The organism is Dehalogenimonas formicexedens (assembly GCF_001953175.1).
Classification (GTDB): Bacteria; Chloroflexota; Dehalococcoidia; order Dehalococcoidales; family Dehalococcoidaceae; genus Dehalogenimonas; species Dehalogenimonas formicexedens.
Window position 1 is genome coordinate 591551 of sequence record NZ_CP018258.1, and the last position, 26900, is coordinate 618450.

The window sequence follows — 26900 nt, forward strand, 5'->3', positions numbered from 1 at the left end:
TTACTCCTTATCCTTGAGCGCCGGGAAGAAAATCACCTCGCGGATGGTCTGGTTATCGGTCAGGATCATCGTCAGGCGGTCGATGCCGACACCCAGGCCTCCGGTGGGCGGCATGCCGTATTCCAGGGCGGTGATGAAATCCTCGTCGATCGTCTCCTGTTCTTCTTCACCCCGGGCTTCCTTGATCTTTTCCTGCCCGAGGCGCAATTTTTCGGAAAGACTGAGGACAATCTTATCGCTTAGAGATTTCGCCTTGTGCTCGACTTCGTGGATGTATTCCCGGAACTCACGAAGCGCCTTGAGGACGGCCGGGTTGTCGCCCGCCTGACCTTCGATCTCCGAAGACAACGCCCCGGCGCGCGCCGCCATCTGCTCGACCTTTACGGGGTCGCAGTGGGCCATCCCGGCCACCTGGGCGTCCATTTCGGCGATAAGTTCCCCGGTCAAGAGGGCGAGCTGGGCCTCGGTGTTGCGGTAAAGTATCTGGAGCTTGAAGCGTTTCTCCTGCTCCAGAGGGTCGTTAAGTTCCGAAAAAGCGTTGGCGATCTCCATGCCGGCGGCAAAGCCCTCGAACCGCTCGACGATGCGCGGCTCGTCCGGCCTGGTTTTGGCCAGCGGCGACATCTCGATGGGGTAGTCGATGAGGAAGCACGGTTGCACCAGGTTCGGCTCGATGTAGGTCGAAAGCAGCTCATCAAGGAGCTTGCCCTTGTCTTTTTTCGGGTCGATGGCGATGCCGAGTTCCCGCATCTTCTGCCGGAGCGCTTCGATATCGGAATAAGCCAGGAAATCGACGCCGCTCTTGGCGAGTAGTTCGGCCCGGAAATCGACACGCGGCCACGGCGGGGTGAAATCGAGGGTGTGTTCGCCGTATTTGACGGTGTAGCTGCCGGTGATGTCCTTGACGATGCCGGAAACCATTTCCTCCACCAGTTTCATGACGTCGCGGTAATCGGCGTAGGCCTGGTAGGACTCCAGCATGGTGAACTCGGGGTTGTGCTTGAAGGAAATGCCCTCGTTGCGGAAGATGCGGCCGATCTCGTAGACGCCGTCAAAACCGCCGACGATGAGGCGTTTCAGATGGAGTTCAAGGGCGATGCGGAGGTAGAAATCCCGGTCGAGGGCGTTGTGGTGGGTTATGAACGGCCGGGCGGCGGCGCCGCCGGCGGCAGGCTGCAGCACTGGGGTTTCGACCTCGATAAAGTTGTGGCTATCGAGGTATTTCCGGATGCCTGAGATGATCCTGGCCCGGGTGCGGAAGGTGTCGCGGACCTCCGGGTTGGAGATGAGGTCAAGGTACCTCTGGCGGAAGCGGGTCTCGGTGTCCTGCAATCCGTGCCATTTTTCGGGCAGTGGCTGGAGTGACTTGGTGAGCAGCGACAGCGTCTTGACGAAGACGGTAGGCTCGCCGGATTTCGAGAGCTTGAGATTGCCGGTGGCACCGATGAAATCCCCGATATCGAGACTCGGGAGCAGGTCCCAGCCCTGCTCGACGTGGTTCTGACCGCACAGCAGCTGGATCTTGCCGCTGCCGTCGAGGATATCGAAGAAGTTGATCTTGCCCATACCACGTCGAGCGATCAGCCGGCCGGCAACGGTAACGGTTGGTTCGTTTCCGCTTCCGTCCAGTTGCTTAGCCAGCGAGGCGGCTTCGACATTGGTGTGGCTGCGGTGAAAGGTGTTGGGGTAAGCCTCGACGCCCAACTCTTTGAGGCGGGCAAGTTTATCGAGGCGCTCGCGGGTAATATTGTCGATTCTTGAGGTCATATCGCCCTTTTATTCTTTTGAGTTCTGACACCTTACTAATTGCGGCATTTATCCCGCCGCAAGCTGTACAGGCAAGATGCCTGTACTACCTAGAGGGAATCTTTTTGTTCCAGTTTGGTAATTATAGGTGATGAATGGGGTCATAGCAATTTGGTTTTGGAGGGCGACACATTCGCGATCGCCCCTACAACACTCTTCCCCACCGCCGCCCAGGACTCGTACCTGCTGGCTACCCCGACAAGCGACCGGTATTCCCACTCAGGCTAGACCGGGATTTGTTTTTTGCACTTTTCCAAAAACGTTTTTTCTGGAACGAATCATCAAATTTTAGCTTCAGTTTGAACGTGGGATTCGTTTTCGCCGATGAACCCTTTCGAATGATTTTCTGCCATCCATTTAGTGACACAGCCCGGCTGCCCTGCCGCCAAGCGCCAAATCCGAAGCTCCAATTCCTAAACAAATTACAAATATCAAATTCCAAACGGGCGCAATGGGACGATTGATTTCGTCGCTGATGGGAGGCTTTATTAAAACGAGTCACCGAGAATCAGCTTCACTTTCACCGCAATGAACATTTTCAGAAACGAGTCCTCTTCCTTGGTTGTTTTCCATCCATTTATCAAAGGCCCGGGTGACCTCCTCATCGCCCTTAGCCAGTAAATGGGAGAAGAAGGGTCCCATGATGTTCAGGGCTCTCTGAGTGGGTTCGCGTTCCTCCGGTTCGAGGGGAAGCGAAGCCTCCAGCCTGAGGATAGTGTTGGTGATCCGATTCAATAGGGCCAGATTCCACGGTTCCGTTTCCAGCATCTCGGCCAGCTTGCAGCGAAACAGATCGAGTTCAGCCTCGACGCCCCTGACGCCGCAGGCTTCGTTGTAATCCTCAAGCTGTTTGGGCGACAGATACCTGGCATAGAGACCGTGCTTGCGGGCGTTCCTGTTGCCGGGCTGACCTCCCCGCTTTCTGGCAGGCAGGCTTTGTGAGCCAGTGGGAGTTGGAGCGGTTATATTCAATTGTGTGGCAGCACCTGTGTTCTGATTCATGGCGTAATTATAGCACAGGAGTACTCTCAAGCTGTCAAGCGTTTCGTGTCGTTTTTGGCGCCATTTGGAAAAATATATTTACAGGCGGGGCGCAACTAGATCCAACGCGAAATGAGATCATTGAATGCGAGATGATTATTCCCCGAGGACCAACCGGAGATTGCCGCGTCGCCCTGCCCGTCGCAGGGTTCCTCGCAAAGACAGAAGGGGGAAGTCCTGGCGGCTTTTCACCCTCTCCTTCACTTCCTCTCCTCCTTCGACTCCGCTCAGGACAGGCTTCGAGGGAGAGGGAAAGCTCGTCGGAAAGACTTTGGGGGATAGATTCCCGCCTTCGCGGGAATGACAAAGGGTGATGACCAACCGGAGATTGCCGCGTCGCCCTGCCCGTCGCAGGGCTCCTCGCAAAGACAGAAGTGGAAGTCCTGGCGGCTTTTTACCCTCTCCTTCACTTCCTCTCCCATCAAGGGAGAGGAAAGCTATTCGCAAAGACAGGACTGGGAAGGGCTTGCGGCTTTTCACCCTCTCCTTCACTTCCTCTCCCATCAAGGGAGAGGAAAGCTACTCTAGATGGGGAGGGCTTAAGCTTGTAGTTGGGTTCTTAGCTCGTCTATCCAGGCGGAGCTCCGGAGGCCCTTTTCCAGGTGGAAGTGGATATAGGCGCGGACGAGTGAGGCGATCTCCAGGTTTAATTCCGGATCCAGTTTCAGCCTGGCGACGGCATCGTAGCGGTTTTCCAGGATAAAACGCATGACCTTCAGGGCGCTGACCGAAACGGGGTAGGTGGCCGACACATCGGCGCAGTCCGGACAGAGAACGCCACCCGATGATGGCGAAAAATAATTGGTCTGCGCTTTCAGTTCAGAGCCGCACCCTGGACAGCGCCGGAGTTCAGGCCGGTAACCGAGGTTTTTAAGGAGATTAAGTTCAAAATAGCGCGACAAAAGCTCGGCATTGGCCGCCTCACCCAGATTTCCCAGCGATTCGACGAAAAGGTCGAAGAGGCTCCTGTTGGCCTGTTCCTCCGGGGCGAAGTGAGAGACCAGTTCGGCGAAATACAAGGCGTAGGCGGTGCGCTCCAACGAATTCCTGATTGACAGATTTGGAGACAGCGTCTGACTGCCGATCACGGTATCCAGGTTCTTGCCGCGCGCCAGGGTGACGTCAGTATGAGTCAGCAGTTCAAGGTGTCCGGCCAGCCTGGCCTTGGCTTTGCGCACTCCCTTGGCCACCGCCGAAATTTTGCCCAGTTCCCTTGTGAACAGGGTGATGACCCGGTCGGCCTCGCGGAGGCGGGCTCTTCTGATGACCACGGCCTCGGTCTTGACCTCTCGCGGGGCGCTCATTTGGCCCTCGCTGACAGGCGCTGCCGGACGGCATCGCTTTTTAGCTCTCGAAGTGCGTCCGCGGCGATCCAGCGGGCGGAGGGTGCGTCGAAAGCGGCTATTTTTGTCGCCGTGTCGATTGCCTGCCGGTTGAGTTCGAGGGAACTCTTGCCAATCTGCCGCAGCGCCCAGCTGACCGCTTTCTTGACATAATTCCGACCGTCGGCAGCGCCGCGTTCGATCTCTGAGAAGATGACTCCCATTTGGGTGGGGTCGAGCCGTTTCTTACCCCCGACGACGGACCGCGCCATCAGCACGAATCCGGCCCGTTTGACGAATTCCTCATCCCGGCGGGCCCACTCGACGGCTTTGTCATAAGCATACGGGGTCTTTTCCCAAAGGTTGGAGCAGACCTGGTCGCAGATGTCCCACGAGTCGAAATCAACCGTCCAGGTCTCCATCTGCTCTACGGTGACCTTCTTGGGGTCGTCGACCAGGCTGGCCAGGATGCGGGCTTCATGAATTCCGGATTGCCAAAGTTCCAGGGCCAGTTCATGGTTTTTGCGATGCGGTCTGGCCATTGCCCGCAGGATCGGCATGGAAATGCCAAGCGTGTTATCGGCCTTGATGCCGAACCGGGCCATGCCGGCGACGTTTACCGGGTTGGCCAGCGATTTCAGTTGGGCGACGATCGTTTCGAACGCGGTCATAACACGCGGCTTCCCAGGGCTACTTCGAAATCCGGCTTAATCAGCACTACATCGTTTTCCGGTCCCACGACTCCAAGAACCAGGACCTCCGAGATGAAATCGGCAACCTGCCGAGGCGGGAAATTGGTCACCGCCAGGACGGTGCGGCCTAACAGGTCCGGGCAGTCGTACCGGCGGGTAATCTGGGCGCTGGACTGTTTCAGGCCAAATTCACCGAAGTCGATCCACAACCTGTAGGCCGGTTTTTTGGCTTTTGGAAATGGTTCAACCCTGACGATGCGGCCGGAGCGGATTTCGACTTTCTCAAAGTCGGCGTAAGAAATCGATGCCAAGGGCTTAAATCCATTTCTTGCGACGGAAGAACAGTAGCAGGTTTATGGCCGCGGTGGCCATGATGCCCAGGACAATGAAATAACCCCAATGCCAATGCAGTTCCGGCATGAAATCAAAATTCATGCCATAAACCCCGGCGATGAACGTCAACGGAATAAAAATCGTGGCGATGATCGTAAGCACCTTGATCACTTCATTCAGTCGGTTCGAGACGCTCGAAAGGTAGATGTCCAAAAGATCGGATAGGATCTCCCGCGAGTTGTCGACGCCGTCCATCACCTGGATGACATGGTCGTAAATATCCTGGAAATAGACTCGAGTGTTGGCCTTGACAAGCGTCGACTCCGAATTTCTCAGGCCGCTGACCACCTCCCGCATTGGCCAGATGCTCCGGCGTAAAAACAACAATTCGCTCTTCAATGTCTTTATTGTCGACAGCGTCTCCGTCGTCGGCGAGACCAATACGTCTTCTTCCAGAGAGTCGGTAACCTCGCCGAAGCTTTCCAAGACCCCGAAGTAGTTGTCGACAATGGCATCGATAAGACCGTAAAGAAGGTAATCAGCCCCGAGTTTGCGGAGCATGCCCTTGTTTTTGCGGAGGCGCTCCCGGATGGACTCGAAAGCATCGCCGCCGCCTTCCTGAAATGACAGGACGAAGTTGTTGCCAAGGATCAGGCTGACCTGTTCGGCCTCGATCTCGCCCTGCGGGTCCCGGTACAGCATCTTGAGGACGACGTAAATATAGGTCTCGAAGTCCTCGACCTTGGGCCGCTGCTCGGTGTTGACGATATCCTCAAGGACCAACGGGTGAAGACCGAAATGTTTCCCAAGTTGTTCGATCGTCGCGGTTTCCTGGAGGCCGTCAACGTTGATCCAGGTGACGCTGGCCGTGTCGCGAAAGGGGAACGCCTCTTCGACGCCGCCGAGGTCTTTTTCCAAAAGCTGGGACTCGTTGTAATCGAAAAGGCGCAAACGGGTTTTTTCAGACCGGCGTTCGCCGATGTGAATCAGGGTGCCCGGCGGCAGCCCCGTTTTTTCCGACCGTTTGACTCTGCGAGCCATATTTTCTCGACTTTAGAATTCCTGCCGGTTTTCCATGGCGCGGGACAGGGTGACGTCGTCTGCATATTCGATCTCACCGCCGAACGGCAGGCCCCGGGCCAGCCGCGTCACTTTGACGCCAAGCGGGGCGATCAAACGCTGCAGGTACATGGCCGTCGTTTCGCCTTCGACATTGGCATTGGTGGCCAGGATGATCTCGGCGACGGCGCCGCTTTCAAGGCGGGTCATCAGTTCGGCGATACGGATATCGGCGCTGCCGACGCCCTCAGCGGGTGAGATGGCGCCGTGAAGGACGTGATAAACGCCCTTGTAAATGCCGGTATGTTCCAGCGTCAGCATGTCCTGGGGCTGTTCCACCACGCAAATGCGACTCTGGTCCCGGACCGGGCTTGAGCAGATGCTGCAGATTTCGGCGTCGGTGATATTGCAGCAGATCCGGCAGCGCTGGGTCTTCTGCTTCACCGCCACCAGCGCCTCGGCCAGGTCCTTCACCTGCTCGTCGCTGGCTTTCAGCAGGTGGTAGGCCAGGCGCTGGGCGCTCTTGGGTCCGATGCCCGGCAGGCGCGTCAACACCTCGGTCAGGCGGTTGACGGCGGCGGCGGTGGATTTGGGGGCTTCTTTCATTATTTTCTCTTTACGATGGAAAAGCGTGTTCAATAATGCCGATGGTCAAATAATACCAATAATCGAATAATACCAATACTACCAATAATCCACTAAACACCAGAGAAATGATTGCCTGCGGGTATTACTTGCCCTTCGGTCTCCGGGTTTACCCCAGACCGGGCAGACCCATTCCCCCCATCATGCCGGCCATCTGCTTGGATGATTCCTTCTTGGCTTTTTCCATGGCGTCGTTGACCGCTTTCAGGATGTTATCTTCCAGTTGCTTGGTTTTAGCCGGGTTGACCGCATCCGGGCTGATGCTTATAGAAAGGAGCTTCTGCTGGCCGTTGACGCTGACTTTGACCGGGCCTTTCTCGCCCTCGACAACGATCTTGGCCAGTTCTTTCTGGATCTTGTCCAGTTGTGATTTGAGCTCCATTGCCTGCTTTACTTTTGAGAAATCCATTTATCCTCCACGTTTATTATCTCGGCGCCGCGTTTTTGCGCCTCTTTGACCAGATGGTTGCTGACCTGTTCATGGACGCACGCCACCTGGCACGGCGTTCCGATACAGGCTGAGAGTATTTCCGCGGTAACCCTTTTATTTTCCGGTTCATTGATCTTGTTCATATGAATGGGGAACTTAAAGGACAGGGTGACGACGCCCCCGGCGTAACCCACCGGCTGGGCGCCGGCGCTGCGAAGAATGGCCAGGGCGGTCGAACGCCTCAAGGCGGGCGGCGCCGCCGCCAGGATGCCCGGCCACTGGCGCAGCAAATCTTCCAGGGTCGTGACGGGGCCGCTTGCGGGCCTGGGTGCCTGGGCGGGTTCGGGCTTCTCCGGCGCGGCTGATTCCTGCCGGGCGGGTTCGGATTGTGGCTCCGCCGGTTTCGACGCAGCCTGGCTTTGAACGCCATCCACCGATCGGAATTGGGTTTTTGGGCCGCCTTCCACCGATTTAGCCGGTGAAACGGGGGCTCTGGCAGCCGGTTCGAAGGTTGTTTTCAGCCCCTTTACCGGTTCGGCCGGCGCTGCGGCGGTTTTTTCAGCGGCCGCCGGTTTCAGCGCGGCATCGACAAGCGCCATTTCCATGGCCAGGGGGGTCGTCATATCAGCACCCGAGGAAAGGGCAGAGAATCCCTTGAGGGCTTTCATAATCTGTTCCAGGGAAGCGTTTTCGGCGACGCTCTTAAATTCGGCTAATTCTTCGGCGCTTAAGCCGGCCGAGTCAGCGGAACCGGCTTTGACCATGAGCAGTTGTCTCAGACTTTCAATAAGCTCCCGGTTGAACTGCTTCAGGTCTACCCCGTCGGCGGCAACCCCAGATAACAGCTTCAAACCGCCGGCGATGTCTCCGGCGGCGATCAGTTTTACCAACTGGCTCGACCGGTCGTCACCGGTTAGCCCGAGACCGGATTGGACCTGCCGGAGCCCGATAATCCCGGAGTTTACAGTGGCGATCTGCTGGAGGAGGTTCTCGGCGTCACGAAGACTGCCGCCGGCGCTGCGGGCCAGTAAGGCCACGGCGTTCTTTTCAATGCCGATAGCCTCCGCTTTGGCGATGTCGGCCAGCTTTTCGGCGATGTCCTTGACGGTCAGCCGCCGGAAATCGAAGCGCTGGCAGCGGGACATGATGGTGGGCAGGATCTTGTGCAGTTCCGTCGTCGCCAGGATGAAAATGACTCGCGGCGGCGGTTCCTCGAGGGTTTTCAAAAGAGCATTGGAGGCGCTGGTCGACAGCATATGGACTTCATCTATGATATAGACCTTGTATCGAGCCTCGGCGGGGGCGTAATTGACCCGTTCCTTGAGTTCACGGATGTCATCGACGCCGGTGTTGGAAGCGGCATCGATCTCGATGACGTCCATCGCCCGGCCATCGGTGATGCCGCGGCACATGTCGCAAACGTTGCAGGGCTCACCCAGGCCCTCATTGGTGAGGCAGTTGACCGCCTTGGCCAGGATGCGGCCGGTGGATGTCTTGCCGGTGCCCCGGGGACCGCAGAAGAGATACGCCTGCGCCACCCTGCGCTGCTTGAGCGCGGACAGCAGGGTGGTGGTTATCGGCTCCTGACCGACGACCTCCGAGAGCCTCTGGGGGCGCCATTTTCGATAGAAAACCTGGCATGACATAATTGAATAATTATACCTTAATCAAGGACACCTGCGCGAGATTCGGCCGGCGGTTAAATGAAAAAATGCCAGGATAAAACAACTTACCCTGACATTTTTCTCCAAGGCGGATTTTGCGATATTCGATTATTTAGTGCGGAAGTGGACGTTCCAACGGTAGGAGAGTTCCCCGACGAACTTTTTAATCTCGGGGATTTCCGAGGTGCCGAGTTCGGCCAGGAAGCCGTGCAGCAGTTCGCCGCCGCTCATGCCGGCAGTGGGTTCGGCAGGTCCGGGTAAATTAACCCAGACGATCTCGTTCATCACCTTTTGATAATCGATTGAAGTGCCCATTATTATCCTCCCCTTTAATAGCCACGGATTGAAACGCCAGCGCAAGGTTTGTTGCGTTTGCGAGACGGGCTAAAGTTTAAGTCCCGGAGAACCTTAAGTCAAATATTTTCCATGTATTCCGAACATTGTTTTTATGTTCTAGATGACATAATTAGCCAGAGTAATTGAAAACCCTGTATACTGGCGGAACCGGCGGGGTGGAGGGGTGATTGCTTTCCGCAGAGTCAGGCGGATATTCCCGTGTCAATATGAACCAAAATACTTTTAAAATTGTCTCTTTGGGCTGTGCCAAAAACACGGTCGACGCGGATTCCATGGCGCAACTGCTGACAGCGGCCGGGTTTCAGCATGTCGATTCCCGGAAAAGGGCCAAAGTCATTATCGTCAATACCTGCGGCTTCATGACCTCCGCTTCCGAGGAATCATACGCGGAGTTAGCCAAGCTGGCATCGCGCAAGAAGCAGGGGCAAATCCTAATAGCCGCCGGATGCCTGGCAGAGCGCTACGGGGATGGCATCAACTCCCGGGTACCCGGCGTCGATGCCGTCCTTGGTACGCGACGCTGGATGGACATCGCGGATCTGGTCCGCGGCCTTACCAAATCCCAGACTCCCAGCTTTGACGTGACGACTAATCCGGGAGACGGCCCAACCGGCGCCGGTAGTGGTGGTGTCAAACGGGTGACGGTGCAGGGTGCGAGCGCTTATCTCAAGATCGCCGACGGCTGCTCACGACAGTGTGCCTTCTGCGCCATCCCGCTGATCAAAGGGCCGACCGCGAGCCGGCCGATAGAATCGATCGTATCGGAAGCTGTTTTCCTGCAAGAACGGGGAGTCAGGGAAATTGTCCTGCTGGCCCAGAACAGCACGGATTACGGGCTCGACCTCGGTTTGAAAAACGGCCTGGCGCGGCTGCTCCGGAAAATGACCGCCGCAGCCCCGGGGGTGGACTGGATCAGGATCATGTACGCTTTTCCGGGCGGGGTGACCGATGAGCTTATCGAAGTCATGGCGACGCACAAACAAATCGTCCCTTACATCGACCTGCCGCTGCAGCACGCTCATCCGGATGTACTGCGGCGCATGGGACGCCCCGCCGATATTGACTGGGTATATAAAACACTCGAAATAATGCGCAAATCTATCCCCGACCTGGCGCTCCGGAGCACTTTCATCGTCGGATATCCGGGTGAAACCGAATCCGAATTCCAATATCTTCTGGATTTTATCGGGGACATCCGTTTCGACAGGCTCGGCACTTTCAAGTTCTCTTTTGAAAAAGGCACGCCGGCGGAAGCGCTCGGCGACCCGATATCAGATGATTTGAAAGAAGAGCGGTTGAAACGGCTTATGGAAAAACAGCAGCCGATATCTCTCGAACGCAACCAGGATTTTATCGGGCGCGAGTTGAAGGTACTGGTGGAGGGCAGCGGCGACGGGGTCTCGATCGGGCGAAGCTATCGCGACGCCCCGGAAGTCGACGGACTGGTGATCGTCAAAGGCCAAGTCTCGCCGGGAAAAATGATTCAGGTTCATATCGACGACGCGATGGTTTACGACCTGGGCGGGTCGCCGGTTTAGAACGTGACCGCCCAGGTTAACTCTGGTATTATTAGAATACATGTCACCCATCATCAAATACACCCGCCTGTAACTACTCAAACACCGCCTCCGTTTGCTTATTCTTCCCGTAACTTTTCACACAAGGGGTAACTGTTGAACGCTGCTCAAGAAACCAAACCGGATAATAAAGGGTTAAAAAAAGAGGTATCGAGGAGACGCACCTTCGCGATCATTTCTCACCCTGACGCGGGCAAAACGACGCTGACCGAGAAATTTCTGCTCTATGCCGGGGCGGTAGAACTGGCGGGATCGGTTAGAGCCCGGGCAAGCCAGCAACATACCGCCTCGGACTGGATGACCATGGAGCGCCAACGGGGCATCTCCATTTCGGCGACCGCGCTTGAGATGGAGTACCAGGGTTTCCGTATCAATCTGCTCGATACGCCAGGGCACCAGGATTTCAGCGAGGACACCTACCGGACGCTGATGGCCGCCGACAGCGCCGTCATGGTGCTGGATTCAGCCAAGGGTATCGAGGCACAAACCGAAAAGTTATTCCGGGTCTGCCGGATGAGGGGCGTCCCGATCCTGACTTTCATCAACAAGATGGATCACCCCGGCCGTGACCCGCTGGCGCTTCTCGACGAGATAGAACGGATTCTAGGTATCGCCGCCGTACCGATGAACTGGCCGGTCGGCGAAGCCCCGTCGTTTCAGGGGGTGTACGACCTACGGGGCAATAAGATGCTGCGTTTTCAGAGGACGGAACACAACCGGTTCCGGGCGCCGGTGCAGGTTTCGGGCATCGACGATCCGGCGCTGCCGGAATTGCTGGGCCAGGCCGCCTACGACAAACTTGTCGAAGACGCGTCGCTCCTTTCGGGGGCAGTGGCCGAGTTCGACTTGGTACGATTTCTGAACGGAACGATGACGCCGGTATTTTTCGGCAGCGCGCTCAATAACTTCGGGGTCGAGGCTTTTTTGAACGCGGTCCTGGAACTCGCCCCGGCGCCGGTTGCCAGAGAAACGGAACAGGGCGTTATCGACCCGGCCAGCGATACCTTCCGGGGTTTCGTCTTCAAACTCCAGGCCAATATCGATCCCAGGCACAGGGACCGGATGGCCTTTGTCAGGGTGTGTTCCGGGAAGTTCGAAAAAGACATGCTGGTGTTAAACCCCAGGCTGAAACAGGAGATTCGCCTTTCAAGAGCCTTCAAGCTGTTTGGCCGGGAACGGGTGAGCGTCGATGAGGCTTTTCCGGGGGATGTCATCGGCGTTGTAAGCCCGGGGTTGCTGAGCATTGGCGATACCGTCACCACCGGAAAACCGATCGATTTCGCCAAAATCCCGGTGTTTCCTCCGGAGCATTTTGCCATCTTGGTCAATGACGACGTAACCCGATTCAAACAATTCAACAAGGGACTCGAACAGCTCGAGGAGGAAGGCGCCATCCAGGTTCTGAACTCGGAGGACGCGTTGAGGCGGGAACCGATTGTGGCGGCGGTGGGAGAACTCCAATTCGACGTGGTGCTTTCACGGCTGGAAGAGGAATACGGCGTAAAAGCCAGGGTTCAACGGTTGGGTTTCTGCGGAGCCAGATGGATAAGAGCGTCCGACGGCGCCATTCCCCGGATGTCTTTATCAACCGGGATGCGGCGGTGCCGGGACAAGAACGACGGCATAGTCGTCCTTTACAATTCGAAATGGGAACTCGAATATTTCCAGAAGGAAAATCCGGGACTTATTCTATCCGAGACCAGCTAGGTAATTTACCGAACAGATTCCAGCGGAGCGTTTGATCGGCGCCCCTTAAGTGATAGAAATTGCCGGAGCCGGGTCGATCAAGCCTGCAGAAAAAGGAGTTGAGAGGCCTGAGAAGCCATAAACCGGCTGGCGATCAGTTTTCCGTGGTACTGACCGCGTTCCCGACTTCCAAACCGCCGGCAACGTTCGGGACACTGGACGCGAGCATTTGCCCGGGCTTGGGTTTGGATTTGAGTTCGGTCAGCAGCATGGCTGCCAGCACAAGCGCGCCGCCGATTACGATCCTCAGAGTCAGTCTATCTCCAGCCAATACTACCGCAAAGAAACCCGCAAATACCGGTTCCATGGTCATGATGACGGCTGCCCTTGTCGCCGAGACAAGGGATTGAGCCCAGGTCTGGATAACAAAAGCAAATGCCGTGGCGACCAGGGCAGTGATAACCACAGCTCCCCAGACACCAGAATCAGGCGGAAGGGTCAAGCCACCGGGTAAAGCGGCGACCAGGCTAAGTATGCCTACGAACGATATCTGCAAGACCGCCAAACCGTAAACATCGTGCTTCGATGACCATTCTCCCAACCCCACAATGTGGAAGGCAAAGAAAATAGCGCACAGCAAAGTAAGCAGTTCCCCGATGCCGATGGACCAACCATTCAACGAGAGGACTGCTAATCCGATGGTGGCGAGTATCACCGCCCACCAGACGTTGGCGCCGGTCTTTCTTTTTAACACCAGCCACGAAACGACCGGCGTCAAAACAACAAACATTCCAGTGATGAAGCCTGAAACGGCCGCCGAAGCGTGCTGGAGTCCAAAGGTTTGGGTAATATAACCGAGTCCCAAGGCCAGACCTAAAACAGCCGCTCTTTTGAAACCTGGCGAACCCATTCCCCGGAGACTTTGCGGGCGGATGGCGATCATGACCAGCGCCGCGAGGCAAAACCGCACCGCCAGGAAATCCATAACCGGCATGCGGGAAACGGCATCCTGAACCACTATGAAAGTAGCGCCCCATGCCGCGGTAACGGCGACTAATGCCCCTATGGCAAGCCTGGATGAAGATTTCAGATTATCGAACATTCAACACCAATCGGTAAAATTGAACGAGAATTATACATCATCGTCCGAATAATCCCCAATACGTCCCAACAACCGGAAATCCACCGATTTCCGAGAATGGCAAGGATGTTTATTTTATTGGCGCTAACACCACGGAAGGACGATAATTCTCTTAGAGTTTCAGTGTATCCGGAGGCTTCATGGCGAACGACGGCGTCTGTCCGGTAAAGATTCCGGTCAATCACGTTATCCTTAACGGTGATTTGTGTCTTCCCAAAGGCGCTGACGGGCTGGTGGTGTTTGCCCACGGCAGCGGATCCAGCCGGCTCAGCCCCCGCAACAGGAGAGTAGCCTCGGCACTCAGGAACGCCGGGCTTGGGACGCTATTATTCGACCTGCTGACGGAGGATGAGGAGTCAGTCGATAATATAACCGGCGAACTGAGATTCAACATTCCGTTCCTGGCCGAAAGGCTGGTGGCTGTCACCGAGTGGCTCGAAAAACAACCTGAGGTGCCCGACCTGCCAATCGGTTATTTTGGGGCATCGACCGGCGCCGCCGCCGCGCTGGCAGCCGCCGCGGTACTCCCGAAGTACGTGTCTGCCGTGGTGTCGCGGGGCGGGCGGCTCGACCTGGCAATGAGACGGCTGAAAGAGGTTAAAGCCCCGACTTTATTGATCGTGGGCGGCGCGGATACCGAGGTGCTCCAGATGAACAAACGAGCCATGGAACGATTGGAGACGGCCAAAGAGCTGGTGGTGGTGCCGGGGGCGACCCACCTTTTCGAAGAACCGGGGGCGATGGAGGAGGTCGAGCGACTGGCGGCGTCATGGTTTTTGAAATACCTGACTGCGGCCAGGAGCAGGTAAATTGACTAATATGGCCGCCTCGGGGACTGCTCCAATAGGCAGGTATATTGCCTTCCTGAGAGGCATCAACAGCGGCTCGAACCCCTCCTTAAAAATGGAGACGCTTCGAAAAATCTTTGAAGACGCCGGTTTCCGGTCTGTAAAAACGGTATTGGCGAGCGGCAACGTCGTTTTTGAGACTGATCAAGGTGGGGATACCCTCGAAAAAGTCATTGAAAAAGAGCTTGAGGCGAAACTCGGCTACAGAGTGCCGGCTATCATATTGTCGTCAGCGGAAATTGCGCGTTTGATAGATTCAAAGCCTTTTGAAGGAATCGAGGTCACTCCGCAGACCAGGCTCTACATCACGTTTACAAAGGCATTAATAGCCCCTGGTTTGGCTCTGCCGCTCAAAGACGCGGCCAAAGGATTCCAGATACTGAGTTTTGAGCGGGGAGTTATCCGGAGCATCGTGGATCTTGACCGGGGGATTACGCCTGATCTGATGAGCGCCCTGGACAAGAATTTCGGGAAAAATAACACGACAAGGAATTGGAATACGATCGAAAAAATCTATTCGATCGTTAAATAACAGGATTTCGGGAGCGTTATCCGGACGGCTTAGTAGTGTTCCAGGTCCTCGCCAGGGCCCTGTTCGCTCAGGGGGTTTTCGTCGGCCAGCACCGGAGCCTCGGGGTACAACGGGGATTGATCCAGGAACTCCTCCAAAACCCGACGTCCGAATTCCGTGTCGCTGATGTCCGTGATGTCGTCAATACCTTGCCGGGCGATCCAGCGCCGAAGTTCGTCCTCCCAGTCAGCGACCGGATCAAAAGCAACCGCGCCGGTGTCGCCTTCTTCACGTTCGAACCATTGCGTCCACGCCCAGACAAACGTCCGTCCGGCTTCGGGATGCCGCCAGTCGGTCGAATAGACCACCGGTGTGGTGCCACGAAAACGATCGTCGCGAAACTCTTCTGTCACGGTTACTCCTTAATACTTCGGATCAATTATTTAATGCCTGGCAATCGTATGCCGCGTGTTAGTCAGGAGCAGCGTCTTCGCCCGGTTCGTCTGCCATTGCCGCATTTTTCAAAGCTTCCGGCTCCGGAGGCACGAATCCCTTTTGGAGAGCGTAACGGAGGAGCTGACTGTGGTTCCGAAGATTGAGTTTACGCATGAGGTTGGCCCGGTGGGCTTCGACGGTCCGGGGACTGATAAAAAGCCTCTTCGCGATATCGGCGCCGGTATAACCCCGGACCACCATATGTAAAACTTCGCGTTCCCTGGTCGATAATTGCTCGTAAGGGTCGGCGACGGCATCGCTTTCGGTTTGCTTGATGTAAGACTCGATTGCCCGCTGGGATAGCGCCGCCGATAAATAATGGCGGCCTTTCATGACTTCGCGGACGGCGCTGGTCAGTTCATCCACGGTGGATTCCTTGAGGAGATAGCCCCTGGCTCCGGCGCGCAGCGCTCCTTGAACATAACTCTCGTTGCCGTACATGGACAACAGGACGACCACGGTTCTGTTCGAGTGTTTTATCACCTGGCGGCAAACTTCTATGCCTGAGATGCCATGGAGCATCAGATCAACGATAAGCACGTCAGGGTGGAGCTTTTCGACCTGCTGGACGGTGTCGAGACCGTCTTCTGATTCACCGATGACTTCAAAATCCGGTTGGGCTTCGAGGAGAGCCCGGATACCACTCCGCACGACACGGTGATCGTCAGCCAGGAAAATGGTAATGGTCATATTTCTATCTCCAATGCCCGCGACCGGATGTTTTCCAAAATATTGAATTTCATCACTAATCTCAGATCGATTATAACGCATCTACCGAGATGCTCAAAAGAAGATTCTCCACGTTTATGGTTCCCTGCCTATGGGCAAAACCTCACTCCGAGTGAAATCTCACAAATATATTTTAAAAAAATGAGGGCATTTTTCGTCAAGACTAGGGGTTTTTACGTATATCCATGCGATTGGATTTGGGGTTGAATATTGTCAAGAAAAAAGCGCCGGAGGAACAGACAATGGGCGTGATGATATCGATAATCCTGCTATTGATTGCGGCTGTTGTCGGCGCCTGGCGGTTGGAAACCGATTTCGACCGTGAAAACAGGTCAGCGCCGGCATTACAAACGGTAAAACGAGCAAATACTGATCCCAGAGAATAGAGTCGAAAACCGAAGAATTTTGGAGGAGTAAATGTATCACTTCAAAAGCTGCCCCAGATGTGGAAAAGGCGACCTCTTCGAGGATAGCGACGAGTACGGCGTTTACGCCCAATGCTTCCAATGCGGCTATGTCGGCTATCCCGGCAAGATTCTCTCACTTGAGCAAGCCCGGGCTGAACAACTCCATCGCCGCGGCCGCCGCTAGAAAAATTACGGTCCGATACTGGTTGGATAATCTGTCCATTGTGAAATGAAGAAGAAGCGAGGCGGAAAGATGGCAATGGAGCGATGGCAATCAAGGCACCCTTTGGCGGTATGGCAACCTTTCAGGGCGCTGGACCAGATCGAAAAAGAGTTCGATGATATATTCGGGCGGAGTTTTTGGCCGATAACAGGCGGAGATGGCGGCCGGGCAGAAGAAATGATGCCCAAAATGGATATTTTCGAAAAGGAAGACAAATACGTCGTCAAGGCTGAAGTGCCCGGCATCAAGGCTGAAGATATCGATATCTCAATTACCGGTGACCTGCTGACTCTCAAAGGCGAGAAGAAGGATGAATCAGAAACACACGAAGAAGACTTTTATCGCCGCGAATTGTCCTACGGCTCGTTCGTGCGTTCAATACGGCTGCCCTCGAGCATAGACGTCGACAAGATTTCAGCTTCCTGCGATGATGGGATCCTGGAGATCAGTTTGCCCAAAGCCGGGGCGGTCACTCCCAAGAAGATCGCCACGACATCCAAAAAATCCGAGAAGGGCGGCGGGAAAGTCATCGAGGCTAAAGCCAAAGAGTCCAAACCCGTGGCTAAGAAACAGAACCAATCCAAATAGATCTGATTAAAAGGATAAAAGAGAAGGGGATGGTCGAAACCATCCCCTTATTTATGCCCTAAAACACCATCGTGCCGGGATTCACCCCGACGAGACGTTCATTATCGCGATTTGCCTTCGCGCAGAATATTCAAAACATCATCGTCGTCAAGCTGTTGGAAGTCCCGGTAAAACTGGCCGACGGCGCCAAATACAGCCGGAGCCCTCAGGCAGATCAGTTCGTCGGCGAGCCTGGCCAGAGATTTGACCGTATCTTCCGGACTGACCGGGAGGGCAGCGATCAGTTTGCCCGGGCGCTCATTCCGGGCCGCGGCCAGGGCCGCTGCAAAGGTCGCACCGGTCGCAACACCGTCATCGGTGATAATGGCAACCTGCCCATCCAGCGGCACTTTCGGACTTATTTCGCGGAAAATACGGTTTCGCCGCTTGATCTCGGCTAACTGGAAGGCTGTTTCCTGTTCAATGTAGGCATCACTGACGTCGAGCAGGCGGACTACTTCCTGGTTGAGTGAGACGTGACCGTCTTCGGAAATAGCGCCAAAAGCCAATTCAGGTTGTCCCGGGCTGCGCAGTTTACGCGATAAGACGATGTCCAACCTGGCATTAAGCTCCCGGGCGATCTCACCAGCGACCGCCATGCCACCGCGGGGAACCCCCAGGACGACGGTGTTCTCCCCCGCGAATGCCTTCAGTTCACGCGCCAGCAGGTAGCCGGCTTCAGTCCTGTCGGCAAATGTCTCGCTGCTACGGCTGAGGATCCGCCAATTAGCCACAAATTGTCCTCATCGAAGGTCTTACGTGAAGCTAAACCCAAAGGATCGTTTTGCCCGCGGGTTCGAACTGATGAAAGCAGGAACTGCATCGAAAGATGGCTTCAGGTCCGTATTCCTGCCGGGTGATGAAGCCTTCGCCTCCGCAGACAGGGCAACGGGCGTACGTTCCCGAGGTATACCGGAATCCGATCTCGGCAGGGATGGCCGGACTCGAAGCACCGTGCACCGTATCTATGACTTTTCCCAGGTTCAACTCACCACGTCCTTCATTTTCAACGAATCGGGACACATGTTTAACTGTACTCGTTGAATCTTGTTGAAAGAAATAGGTGAAACTACTTAATTCTCCCGCTCAAGCCCCTTAATTTCGATAGTACGAGGTATCAGACCAGGGCTGGTTCCATTTTTGGCAGGGATCAATGTTTGAAAAGCTTCATGAGCTTGGGAGCGATGACCGCCTGGCAGTAGCCTTTTTCCGGGTGAAGCTGATAATAGTCCTGGTGGTAGTCCTCGGCGGGATAAAAGGCTTCCATCGGTTTGACCTCTGTGACTATCTGCTGCGGGTATGCCTTTTGTGCGGTCAGTTGAGCGATATAATCTTCAGCTACAGTTTTCTGACGCTCAGTTGAATAGAAAATCACCGAGCGATACTGGGTTCCGATATCGGCTCCCTGCCGATTCGGAGTGGTGGGATCGTGAGCCTTGTAAAACACCTGGAGCAAATCATGGTACGAAATTACCGCCGGATCGAACTCAATCTTGACGACCTCGGCATGGCCTGTCCGGCCGGTGCAAACCTGTTCATATGTTGGGTTGGGTGCCTGGCCGCCGGCGTAACCGGAAGTAACTTTGTTGACACCATTCAACCGGCTGAAGATGGCCTGAACGCACCAGAAGCAGCCGCCTCCGAAGACCGCGCTCTCGATCATTTCTTTTGTTCCTTCTCAGATTTGAAGTCGATTGAAAGTGAATTGACGCACATCCTGGTATCCCTGGGAGTTTTGTGTTCGCCGCGAAAAACGTGTCCGAGATGACCACCGCAGGCGGCGCAGACAATCTCCGTACGGCGCCCGTCGGCATCCGGTATCTCTTTAACCGCACCCGGCAGCGCGTCGTCAAAACTCGGCCAGCCGCAACCAGAATCGAATTTAGTGTCCGATGAGAACAGGGGAGTATTGCAGCGCTTGCACCGGTAGGTGCCTTCTTTGAAGAAATCATTATATTTTCCGGTACCCGGAGGTTCCGTGCCTTTATGGATGAGGATCCGCTCTTCCTCAGGGGTCAGCTTATTGAATGCCTTTGCTTCGTCCTCGTCTTTTCGTGACAACTCCAAAGACATATCCGGTTCGTAAACCAACAGAAAAGTGTCCTTGAGTTCTTCTTCAACGGTTTTCAGGACTTCCAACTCCTTGGGGGTAACCGAGGCGGGTTTGAGGCTGCGTGGAAAGGCGATTACTTTTCTGCCGCCTCCAAGTTCCGACCTAAGGGAAGTCAAACGCTGTTCATGCCATGATGTCATTCGGCGCTCCTTAAATTCCACTCATTTTTGCGCATAGGTCAGGCCGCCGAAGGGTTTCCAAAAGTTGGAACACCTCGGCGGTCGGCCGGTCTTTTCCGGGTAAGGGTATTACTTTTCAGCGTAAACTACCAGTGTCGCATCCATTTCTTTTTCAGTGGATCTCACTTCGTCCAACTCTTTGGGCGAAATCTTGGCGAATTTGGGCGCATTCTCATAGGCGATAATCCGCTTGCCCCCGAATTCTTTCTCAAGGCTCTGAAGTTTGGAGAGTTCCGCGGCGGTGATCTGCTTGAACTGGCCCATAAACATCCCCCTTTGAATTATTTGCCACATTATGTCTGAATCGCGGACGGCCGCGACAATACGTAGGTCTACTTATTTCAGATTGCTAAGCACACCTAATCAACAAACTCGGGGTCAAGCAGAACACGCAAAGTATAAAAGTAGTCGCGTCATGGTATAATTACAGTAATATATTGGAAATGGAGTTGGTCGTATGAGACTCGGACCTCCAGAAATCATCCTCATTCTAATAGTGGTCATCCTGATTTTCGGCGTTGGTAAACTTCCCCAGATTGGGAAATCCCTGGGCGAAGGGTTGCGTTCATTCAAGCAAGCACAGGATGAAGTCAACACTGAGGTCAAATCAATTAACGCGTCCGTGGAAGGGAAGCCAGCAGCCAAGGCAAAATCCGCCGAGCCGGTGAATACTCAACCGCCTCCTCCGGCGCCTCCCCAAGCCGGTGATGATGCGTAGCGGTTAGTTCATCCTCTTGAGTTAAACGATCATTACAGCCCTGAATACCAGGGCTGTATTCTTTTGGTGCCGGTCCTACCCGGCGGACGAAGTCTACGACCGGCGAGCCCGGCTAAAAGATCGAAGTCAGCAGCGCGCCGGCAGCTTTTAGAAGGGCCTTTCCATGCCAGTCGAAAGAAAAATCGTCGTCCCTCATCAGGCGTTCAACTGCCCCCGAGTCCCTGGCTTTCGATATCAGCCGATCGATAATGGGGTCGGGCATGCGCTGAAACAAGGATCTTCCCAGCCGCCCGAGAAACAGATCACGGCCGATCGCTGCCCGCCAACCCTGTTCATATTTCTTTAGCGAACCGGCGGTAACATCTCCGGCCGCCAGAGCGGTGCAAATGGTATCGGACGCGATGTCAGCGCATAAAAGACCGTAATAAAGCCCTCCCCCGGTGGTCGGCTTGACCTGGCCGGCTGAATCGCCGACGGCGATCACGCGATTGGAGTAGGTGCGGGGCAGGGTGGATAGGGGTATCGGCCTGCAGCTAACTTTATCCAGTTCATCTCCGAGCCGACCTTCCGACCGTAGTTTGTCGATTAACAATTGAAGGCCAGTTTTCTCCCGGCGGCGGGCGATAAGACCGATCTTGGCCTTTGTGTCGGATATCGGAGCCATCCAGGCAAAATATCCTGGAGCATAAGTTCTATCGATGAACAGTTCGACACCAACCGGCCGTATAGTCGCCACCTCAGTCTGTAAGCCGAGAGCCGCATGGCTGATTGTGCCCATGCCCAGCTTTCCGGTTAACCTCGGCGACACGCCGGCTGCGATAATCACGCAGCGTGCGGAGGCGGTGCGGGGTGATCCACCGTGGGTAAAGCGCACCAAAGCCTGGCTTTCCATTATCTCGATATCGGTTACGGCGGCGCCAAGCAAAAGTCGGGCTCCCGCTGATACCGCGGATTCCGCCATTACTTTGTCGAATCGTGCCCGATCGATGGCGACAGCCTGAACGGACGGACGATCAAAATTGACGGTGGCGCCGCCCGGAGAGTGAACACAGGCTCCGCGATATTGACGAAAGACCAGATCGGGGGTGACGCCGAATTTCTCCAGGCAGGGGACGCTGATGATCCCGGTGCAACAGACAGGGTGCCCGAGCTCAAGGCGACGTTCCAGCACGATGACATCGTAACCGGCAGCCGCCAAGCGGGCGGCTGTCCTGGACCCAGCCGGTCCGGCACCGACGACGATGACATCAGCGTGGAGAGACATGAACCTCATTACCCTTAATCAAGAAGTGCATTTTGGTTGAATGATGTTTTACGAAACAAACTGACAGCCAGGAATATTATATCAGGCTCGGTTGACAAGCTTCATTGAGTCCTACCGAAAGGCTTATTTTCATTTATAGTTTCCGAGTCACTGCTTTTCTTGACGCGGGCAAGGTGAGGTTTTCGCCTGAGAGGCACCCAAGGCGTAAAATCTGCCCCCAAAGAATCATTTCGCGTACGCGCAAAATAAGGGTGAGGAATCTGCCCGGCTCCAAGCGGAATTGTTCACGTATCAACGCCGGTCATTAAACCGATATACCGAGGGAAATGGAATTGTTATACTATGGCAGTCACCAACTCACCATAAAATATCCGTGCCACCTGACCCAATAGTTTTTGTTGTTCCGGATAAAAAGCACAGTCTAATTTTACCGGGGTGGTTTCGATCGATTATCGACCCCAAGGGAAGGGGGCATCATTGAGAATACTTTTAAGCATACCTCTACGCGACGGCATGTATACCAAGTTCCCCGACGAAGTGTTGTCAATCGCAGCGGTGCTTGAAAAGAATGGTCACAGGGTCATGGTCCATGATGCCAATCTCGGAGACCGTTCTGCCGAATCCTTCGAGGATTTTAATCCTGATATCGTCGGTTTTTCTGTAGCTACGGGTTGCGTGGCCGATTCCATCAAAAAGGCTATCGAGTTCAAAACAAAGTTCCCGGGAATCAAGACGGTTTGGGGCTTCCGTCATCCATCGGCTCTTCCCGAGCAGACTCTGGCAGAGGATTATGTTGATTATGTTGTGATCGGGGCCGGAGAGTATACCCTTGTCGAACTCTTAGAATATCTCGAACATGCTAAGGGCAGTCTTTCCGAGATCAAAGGGTTGGCCTGGAAAAAAGGCAAAGATATCATCGTCAACGAACCCCGGGCTTTTCTCAAGAATCTGGACGAACTACCCGACCCTGCCTGGCACCTTATAGTCCCGAAAAAATACTGGGATGTTTCCATTATCACCAGCCGTGGCTGCCCTTTCAGTTGCACTTTTTGCGCTGATGCCACTTTCTACAAGGGTAACGTCAGTGACCTGTCGGCGGAACGTATTGCTTCCCAATCGGAACGATTACATAAAGAGTACGGCATAAATTACATCATGTACACCGGAGATAACTTCGGCATCAACAAGGAGCGGCTTCACCAGTTCTGCCGCATAATGATTCAGAAAAAATTGAAATTGAAGTGGAACTGTCAGATTTCCGGCTACGTTACCGAGGAAGATGCGCGGTTAATGGCTAAGGCTGGATGCACCGCAGTTATTTTAGGGACCGAGAGCGGCAGTCAGAAGATCCTCGACCTGTTAACGAAAGGTAATGTTCAGGAATTCGAAAAAACATTTTGGAACCTGGTTAAACATAAAATTATTCCGACCCTTTTCATCCAATACGGCTTCCCGACCGAAACTGCTGAAGACTTCAAGGAAACTCTCGAGTTTATCAAGCGCCTGAACAACCCACCCTTTCTCTTTATGAAGTTCGTACCCTATCCCAATACGATACTCTTTGATCGGTGCGCGAATGAGCGGCTCATAACTGTGCCTGAAAAGCTGGCTGACTGGTCTGGATTTCAGCTTCACTATGCCACCCGGGGCAATGTGTCCAAAGTCCCGCAGGAAATGATGGACGAGGCTTTAGCCAGTTTCCGCTCTACATTTGCGAGCAGACGTTTTAGCTTCATGCTCAGGCACCACCCGGGTTACTTTCTGACGGCGTTCAAAGAACCCAGGCAATTTTTCGGTTCTCTGACCTACCTGATTAAAAACTATTTGAACGCAATTTTCGATACGGCTAATGGCAACGAATCATGGGTAGCGAAAATTCAAAGGGTTTTCGGCCGAACACCGAAAAGGGGATCACGGCAGGCAGATTCCAAATAGGAACTGTGTCACCGCCAGCCGTATCAGCGTACGAATGCGAATACAAGGCGTGAAGTTGGCTGGAAAATAGCTGTCACTCGTATGGAAGATTACGGTGGCTGGCCGGGTTGCTGTGTTCAAAATATTTCCTGAATACCAACTCCCGCAGTAATATTCTTTTCAACCGGCCCAGGGTCACTGGATTTTCCTTTGAGAAAGATTTATCAGAAAATTTGGTCAAATTTCTATTTGCTACCCAGTACTTTTGGTGTATCATAGAGCTATGCTAGAGGGTAAATGTCCCAAATGCGGTTATGAGTGTGTTGGATGGGGACTTCGTTTTCCACGCCACCAGGCCTGCGCCCGTTGCGGCAGCGGCTTGATCATCACCGAAGAGGGTAAACCCATCGGCACCGGTTATACGCCTTTTACGGCTGAAAAAATCGTAAGCGTCCCGGACAAAACTTCAAAACCAGGAACGATCTAGCTTCCGTTCCCTCTCATTTTATCCACGGCTCATTTGATTAATGAACTGATGGCTTTAAATTGGGGCGATTTTGAAGATCGTAATAATTCGAAGAGCGCCATCTCAACCCCGGTCAATTTGACGCCTTCAGATTCCAATCTTCGTAAAGCGAGTTCCCGATTCTTTGATGTTCGGGACGAGACACAGTCACCGACCAGGTGCACCTGAAAGCCTCGTAAGAGCAGGTCCATCGACGTCTGATAGACGCAGATGTGGGCTTCGATACCGCACACCATAACGTTTCGCCGATTTAAACAATTTAAGGCTTCAATAAACGAGGATTCCGAGCAGCAGTTAAAATCGAATTTTGTGATCGGTTCATTCTGCAGATTTAATCCGGATAGCTCCGGCAGCGTCTTGCCGAGTCCGGCAGGATTCTGCTCGGTGAAGATTACCGGTACGCCAAGTAATCCGGATCCCTTGATCATTTTGTGGAGGTTCGACAGGAGTGTCTCCGTTTCAAACATCGCTGGGAATAATTTCTCCTGAACGTCAATCACTACCAGAACGGAACCTTGCACTGTTAACATATTCACCCTTGTCAACTTGTCGAGGATGGATCTATTGTCGCAATCACTCTTTCAAAAAACAAGTACCTGCTACTGACCTGCCAAGCTCCTTACACTTTTCCAGATCTTCGGGATCAGGGCGCCATTTGGCTTTCACGCCAGGGGCGGTAACCTCGATCTGACTGGCTCTAAGATGATCTTCCAATATTCCCACGCCTTCACCGCTCCAACCCCAGGTTCCAAAGGCGGCGCCCACTTTATTTTTGAACTTGAGCCCTTTCATACCGGTCAGCACCGGCGATAGAGTGGGCAAAATTCCCTGATTGAATGTCGGCGATCCAAGTACTACCGCCCGCGCCAGGAGTATCTCAGTGAGGATATCATTACGGTCATCCGAAGCCGCATTGAACAATTTGAAGGGTAGACCTACCTCCGTCATACCCTCTCCGATCGCCTCGGCCATCAGGCGGGTGCCCTGCCACATCGAATCGTAAACAATCACGGCACAGCAAACGGATCTTTGTTCTGTCCATTCCCGATACTTTTGGATGATTTGCATCGGGTCCTTTTTCCAGATGATACCGTGAGAAGGGGCTATCATATTCAGAGCAAGTTTAAGATTGACCACCTCATCGATTTTCCGGGCAATCATCGGGCTCAGCGGGTTGAGGATATTGGTGTAATACTTCACAGTTTCCCAGTCTAGAATGTCCGGGTCAACGTCGGTGTCGAACCGTCCGGTTGAGGCATAATGCTGGCCGAAGGCGTCACTGCTGAAGAGGATGGCGTCACCGCCCAGATAGGTAAATAGATTATCGGGCCAGTGAAGCATCGGTGCCTCAATAAAGGTAAGGGTTTTTTGACCGATTGAATAGGTATCTCCTGTTTTGACGGCACGGAAATTCCAGGGTTGATGATAGTGCCTGGAAAACGTCTCGATGCCTCGGGGAGACACAACCACCTCGGCAGACGGGCAGCGCTTCATAATCTCCGGTAGCGCTCCGGAATGATCCGGCTCAGCATGGGCGGCGACAATCAGATCGATTTTCCCCGGATCGATGATGCGAGAGATATTTTCGATCAAAGGGCTTTGAAATCCGATAGGGACGGTATCGATGAGCACACACTTCTCATCAATGATCAGGTAAGAGTTATAACTGGTACCATGAGTGGTTGAAAGTTCGTGACCGTGGAACTGCCTGAGTGACCAATCCACAACTCCCACCCAATAGACACCCTTTGCCAACTCAGTGAAGGCGGACATGTCAACCCCCTAAAAATATTTTTTTATGTTTACCAGCCACTTTACTATTTTAAGCCACCCTCGCTTGAGCTCCAAACGTGACGCGGCTCCTCCAAAGCATTGCAATAAGCCATACAAAGGAATAATAGGGTAATAAAAGGACAAAAAAGGTAATAAGGAAAAATAAGTTGAAAATGGCACTTGCAATTGGGTACTAGTACCTTGTATGATATTACGCAAACATCTTCGATGGAGGCGAAGCTTTCCTAAACGGGTCGAAAATCCAGTTGGCGCCATTTTTTCCTGCATCCCGCTCCCCACTAACGTTAAAGCAGACGCAACCTCAGTCAAATTGAGGGTAGTAAAACCAAGAAAATCTTTAGAAGAAAGCGAGGGGGGAATGTATAAAAAAATCCTGGTACCACTCGATGGATCTAAGACCGCGGAAGGCGTTTTACCTCATGCCAAGGCGCTTGCCTACTCCGAGGGTGCTGAAATCATTTTATTGAATGTAGCAAGCAACCCGGCGCAGTCGTTCGCGTTCGAAGATCCGGCAATCGCCGGCGCTACTGTCGAAGATGAAGAAGAAAAAGCCGGGAAATACATGGATGCCGTATGCGGCCAATTACGGACTGCAGGATTCAAGGTCACCTGTATGGTCCGGCAGGGCGGCGCCGCGAGCATGATTCTGAAAGTGGCCGAAGACCTCGGAGTCGATGTGATAGCGATGTCGACGCACGGCAGGTCCGGGCCGGCTCACTGGCTTATCGGAAGCGTCGCCGAACGCGTTGTCCGCCATTCCAAAATTCCGGTGATGATGATCCGCGCATCGGAAGATTAG

At 54.1% G+C, this 26900-nt stretch carries 32 protein-coding genes; 11 read left to right on the forward strand and 21 right to left on the reverse strand.

Annotated elements, in window-relative coordinates:
* The 10 genes from lysS to Dform_RS03185 form a co-directional block, all read right to left on the reverse strand.
* Positions 1-1767 (reverse strand): lysine--tRNA ligase, encoded by a 1767-nt coding sequence (gene lysS / locus Dform_RS03140; RefSeq protein ID WP_076003726.1) that lies wholly within the window; start codon positions 1765-1767, stop codon positions 1-3.
* A gap of 537 nt (positions 1768-2304) precedes the next feature.
* Positions 2305-2808 (reverse strand): hypothetical protein, encoded by a 504-nt coding sequence (locus Dform_RS03145; RefSeq protein WP_076003727.1) that lies wholly within the window; start codon positions 2806-2808, stop codon positions 2305-2307.
* A 578-nt stretch (positions 2809-3386) separates the two neighbouring features.
* Positions 3387-4151, reverse strand: coding sequence for a DNA repair protein RecO (gene recO, locus Dform_RS03150; protein WP_076003728.1), 765 nt, complete (start codon positions 4149-4151; stop codon positions 3387-3389).
* Entirely contained in the window at positions 4148-4840 is a 693-nt protein-coding gene (locus tag Dform_RS03155) for a DNA alkylation repair protein (RefSeq protein ID WP_076003729.1), read from the reverse strand. Before Dform_RS03155 ends, recO begins: the two co-directional genes overlap by 4 nt.
* On the reverse strand, positions 4837-5172 hold the full coding sequence (locus Dform_RS03160) for a tRNA-binding protein (protein WP_076003730.1): 336 nt from the start codon (positions 5170-5172) through the stop codon (positions 4837-4839). Before Dform_RS03160 ends, Dform_RS03155 begins: the two co-directional genes overlap by 4 nt.
* A gap of 4 nt (positions 5173-5176) precedes the next feature.
* Positions 5177-6235, reverse strand: coding sequence for a magnesium/cobalt transporter CorA (gene corA / locus Dform_RS03165; protein WP_076003731.1), 1059 nt, complete (start codon positions 6233-6235; stop codon positions 5177-5179).
* A gap of 12 nt (positions 6236-6247) precedes the next feature.
* Complete coding sequence (gene recR, locus Dform_RS03170) at positions 6248-6859, reverse strand: recombination mediator RecR (RefSeq protein ID WP_076003732.1); 612 nt, start codon at positions 6857-6859, stop codon at positions 6248-6250.
* 148 nt (positions 6860-7007) lie between these two features.
* On the reverse strand, positions 7008-7307 hold the full coding sequence (locus tag Dform_RS03175; RefSeq protein ID WP_076003733.1) for a YbaB/EbfC family nucleoid-associated protein: 300 nt from the start codon (positions 7305-7307) through the stop codon (positions 7008-7010).
* On the reverse strand, positions 7289-8974 hold the full coding sequence (gene dnaX, locus Dform_RS03180; protein WP_076003734.1) for a DNA polymerase III subunit gamma/tau: 1686 nt from the start codon (positions 8972-8974) through the stop codon (positions 7289-7291). Before dnaX ends, Dform_RS03175 begins: the two co-directional genes overlap by 19 nt.
* Before the next feature lie 126 nt (positions 8975-9100).
* Positions 9101-9307 carry a hypothetical protein gene (locus Dform_RS03185; protein WP_076003735.1) on the reverse strand — a complete coding sequence of 69 codons (207 nt, stop codon included), beginning with the start codon at positions 9305-9307 and terminating at the stop codon, positions 9101-9103.
* A 248-nt stretch (positions 9308-9555) separates the two neighbouring features.
* Between Dform_RS03185 and rimO the strand changes: the two genes are divergently transcribed.
* The gene (gene rimO / locus Dform_RS03190) at positions 9556-10887 is read left to right on the forward strand and encodes a 30S ribosomal protein S12 methylthiotransferase RimO (protein ID WP_076005047.1); all 1332 of its coding nucleotides are present in this window, start codon (positions 9556-9558) and stop codon (positions 10885-10887) included.
* Between the two features lie 135 nt (positions 10888-11022).
* Positions 11023-12633: a peptide chain release factor 3 gene (locus tag Dform_RS03195; RefSeq protein WP_076003736.1), complete on the forward strand. Its 1611-nt coding sequence runs from the start codon at positions 11023-11025 to the stop codon at positions 12631-12633.
* A 133-nt stretch (positions 12634-12766) separates the two neighbouring features.
* On the opposite strand, the gene Dform_RS03200 is transcribed toward Dform_RS03195, so the two are convergent.
* On the reverse strand, positions 12767-13714 hold the full coding sequence (locus Dform_RS03200; RefSeq protein ID WP_076003737.1) for a DMT family transporter: 948 nt from the start codon (positions 13712-13714) through the stop codon (positions 12767-12769).
* A 179-nt stretch (positions 13715-13893) separates the two neighbouring features.
* Here Dform_RS03200 and Dform_RS03205 point away from each other — a divergent pair, with 179 nt between their 5' ends.
* Complete coding sequence (locus Dform_RS03205) at positions 13894-14562, forward strand: dienelactone hydrolase family protein (protein WP_076003738.1); 669 nt, start codon at positions 13894-13896, stop codon at positions 14560-14562.
* A 10-nt stretch (positions 14563-14572) separates the two neighbouring features.
* A complete protein-coding gene (locus Dform_RS03210; protein WP_076005048.1) occupies positions 14573-15133 on the forward strand; it encodes a DUF1697 domain-containing protein in 561 nt (186 codons plus the stop codon).
* Between the two features lie 29 nt (positions 15134-15162).
* On the opposite strand, the gene Dform_RS03215 is transcribed toward Dform_RS03210, so the two are convergent.
* The gene (locus tag Dform_RS03215) at positions 15163-15525 is read right to left on the reverse strand and encodes a hypothetical protein (RefSeq protein ID WP_076003739.1); all 363 of its coding nucleotides are present in this window, start codon (positions 15523-15525) and stop codon (positions 15163-15165) included.
* Between the two features lie 58 nt (positions 15526-15583).
* Entirely contained in the window at positions 15584-16297 is a 714-nt protein-coding gene (locus tag Dform_RS03220; protein WP_076003740.1) for a response regulator, read from the reverse strand.
* A gap of 242 nt (positions 16298-16539) precedes the next feature.
* Here Dform_RS03220 and Dform_RS03225 point away from each other — a divergent pair, with 242 nt between their 5' ends.
* From Dform_RS03225 to Dform_RS03230, 3 genes are all read left to right on the forward strand, one after another.
* On the forward strand, positions 16540-16722 hold the full coding sequence (locus tag Dform_RS03225) for a hypothetical protein (RefSeq protein ID WP_145925523.1): 183 nt from the start codon (positions 16540-16542) through the stop codon (positions 16720-16722).
* A 31-nt stretch (positions 16723-16753) separates the two neighbouring features.
* Positions 16754-16927 (forward strand): hypothetical protein, encoded by a 174-nt coding sequence (locus Dform_RS11350; protein WP_158513458.1) that lies wholly within the window; start codon positions 16754-16756, stop codon positions 16925-16927.
* A 69-nt stretch (positions 16928-16996) separates the two neighbouring features.
* The gene (locus Dform_RS03230) at positions 16997-17554 is read left to right on the forward strand and encodes an Hsp20/alpha crystallin family protein (RefSeq protein ID WP_225973722.1); all 558 of its coding nucleotides are present in this window, start codon (positions 16997-16999) and stop codon (positions 17552-17554) included.
* 101 nt (positions 17555-17655) lie between these two features.
* Here the strand turns inward: Dform_RS03230 and Dform_RS03235 are convergent, their stop codons facing one another.
* From Dform_RS03235 to Dform_RS03255, 5 genes are all read right to left on the reverse strand, one after another.
* Positions 17656-18327: a phosphoribosyltransferase gene (locus Dform_RS03235; protein ID WP_076003743.1), complete on the reverse strand. Its 672-nt coding sequence runs from the start codon at positions 18325-18327 to the stop codon at positions 17656-17658.
* A 31-nt stretch (positions 18328-18358) separates the two neighbouring features.
* The gene (locus Dform_RS03240; RefSeq protein ID WP_076003744.1) at positions 18359-18580 is read right to left on the reverse strand and encodes a hypothetical protein; all 222 of its coding nucleotides are present in this window, start codon (positions 18578-18580) and stop codon (positions 18359-18361) included.
* Positions 18581-18743: 163 nt separating this feature from the next.
* Positions 18744-19256 carry a peptide-methionine (S)-S-oxide reductase MsrA gene (msrA, locus tag Dform_RS03245; RefSeq protein ID WP_076003745.1) on the reverse strand — a complete coding sequence of 171 codons (513 nt, stop codon included), beginning with the start codon at positions 19254-19256 and terminating at the stop codon, positions 18744-18746.
* Positions 19253-19846 carry a methionine-R-sulfoxide reductase gene (locus tag Dform_RS03250; protein WP_335583013.1) on the reverse strand — a complete coding sequence of 198 codons (594 nt, stop codon included), beginning with the start codon at positions 19844-19846 and terminating at the stop codon, positions 19253-19255. Before Dform_RS03250 ends, msrA begins: the two co-directional genes overlap by 4 nt.
* Positions 19847-19954: 108 nt before the next feature.
* Entirely contained in the window at positions 19955-20149 is a 195-nt protein-coding gene (locus Dform_RS03255; RefSeq protein ID WP_076003746.1) for a hypothetical protein, read from the reverse strand.
* A 193-nt stretch (positions 20150-20342) separates the two neighbouring features.
* On the opposite strand from Dform_RS03255, the gene tatA reads away from it, so the two are divergent.
* Complete coding sequence (tatA, locus tag Dform_RS03260; RefSeq protein WP_076003747.1) at positions 20343-20603, forward strand: twin-arginine translocase TatA/TatE family subunit; 261 nt, start codon at positions 20343-20345, stop codon at positions 20601-20603.
* Positions 20604-20715: 112 nt separating this feature from the next.
* Here the strand turns inward: tatA and Dform_RS03265 are convergent, their stop codons facing one another.
* Positions 20716-21867: an NAD(P)/FAD-dependent oxidoreductase gene (locus tag Dform_RS03265; RefSeq protein ID WP_158513459.1), complete on the reverse strand. Its 1152-nt coding sequence runs from the start codon at positions 21865-21867 to the stop codon at positions 20716-20718.
* A 477-nt stretch (positions 21868-22344) separates the two neighbouring features.
* Here Dform_RS03265 and Dform_RS03270 point away from each other — a divergent pair, with 477 nt between their 5' ends.
* Both Dform_RS03270 and Dform_RS11200 read left to right on the forward strand, forming a co-directional pair.
* The gene (locus Dform_RS03270) at positions 22345-23802 is read left to right on the forward strand and encodes a B12-binding domain-containing radical SAM protein (RefSeq protein WP_145925524.1); all 1458 of its coding nucleotides are present in this window, start codon (positions 22345-22347) and stop codon (positions 23800-23802) included.
* 262 nt (positions 23803-24064) lie between these two features.
* Positions 24065-24268, forward strand: coding sequence for a hypothetical protein (locus Dform_RS11200; RefSeq protein ID WP_076003750.1), 204 nt, complete (start codon positions 24065-24067; stop codon positions 24266-24268).
* Between the two features lie 29 nt (positions 24269-24297).
* Here the strand turns inward: Dform_RS11200 and Dform_RS03280 are convergent, their stop codons facing one another.
* Both Dform_RS03280 and Dform_RS03285 read right to left on the reverse strand, forming a co-directional pair.
* Positions 24298-24837, reverse strand: a complete 540-nt coding sequence (locus tag Dform_RS03280) for a hydrolase (protein ID WP_076003751.1) — start codon at positions 24835-24837, stop codon at positions 24298-24300.
* Positions 24838-24880: 43 nt separating this feature from the next.
* Entirely contained in the window at positions 24881-26080 is a 1200-nt protein-coding gene (locus tag Dform_RS03285) for an oxygen-binding di-iron domain-containing protein (RefSeq protein ID WP_076003752.1), read from the reverse strand.
* Positions 26081-26459: 379 nt separating this feature from the next.
* Between Dform_RS03285 and Dform_RS03290 the strand changes: the two genes are divergently transcribed.
* The gene (locus Dform_RS03290) at positions 26460-26900 is read left to right on the forward strand and encodes a universal stress protein (protein ID WP_076003753.1); all 441 of its coding nucleotides are present in this window, start codon (positions 26460-26462) and stop codon (positions 26898-26900) included.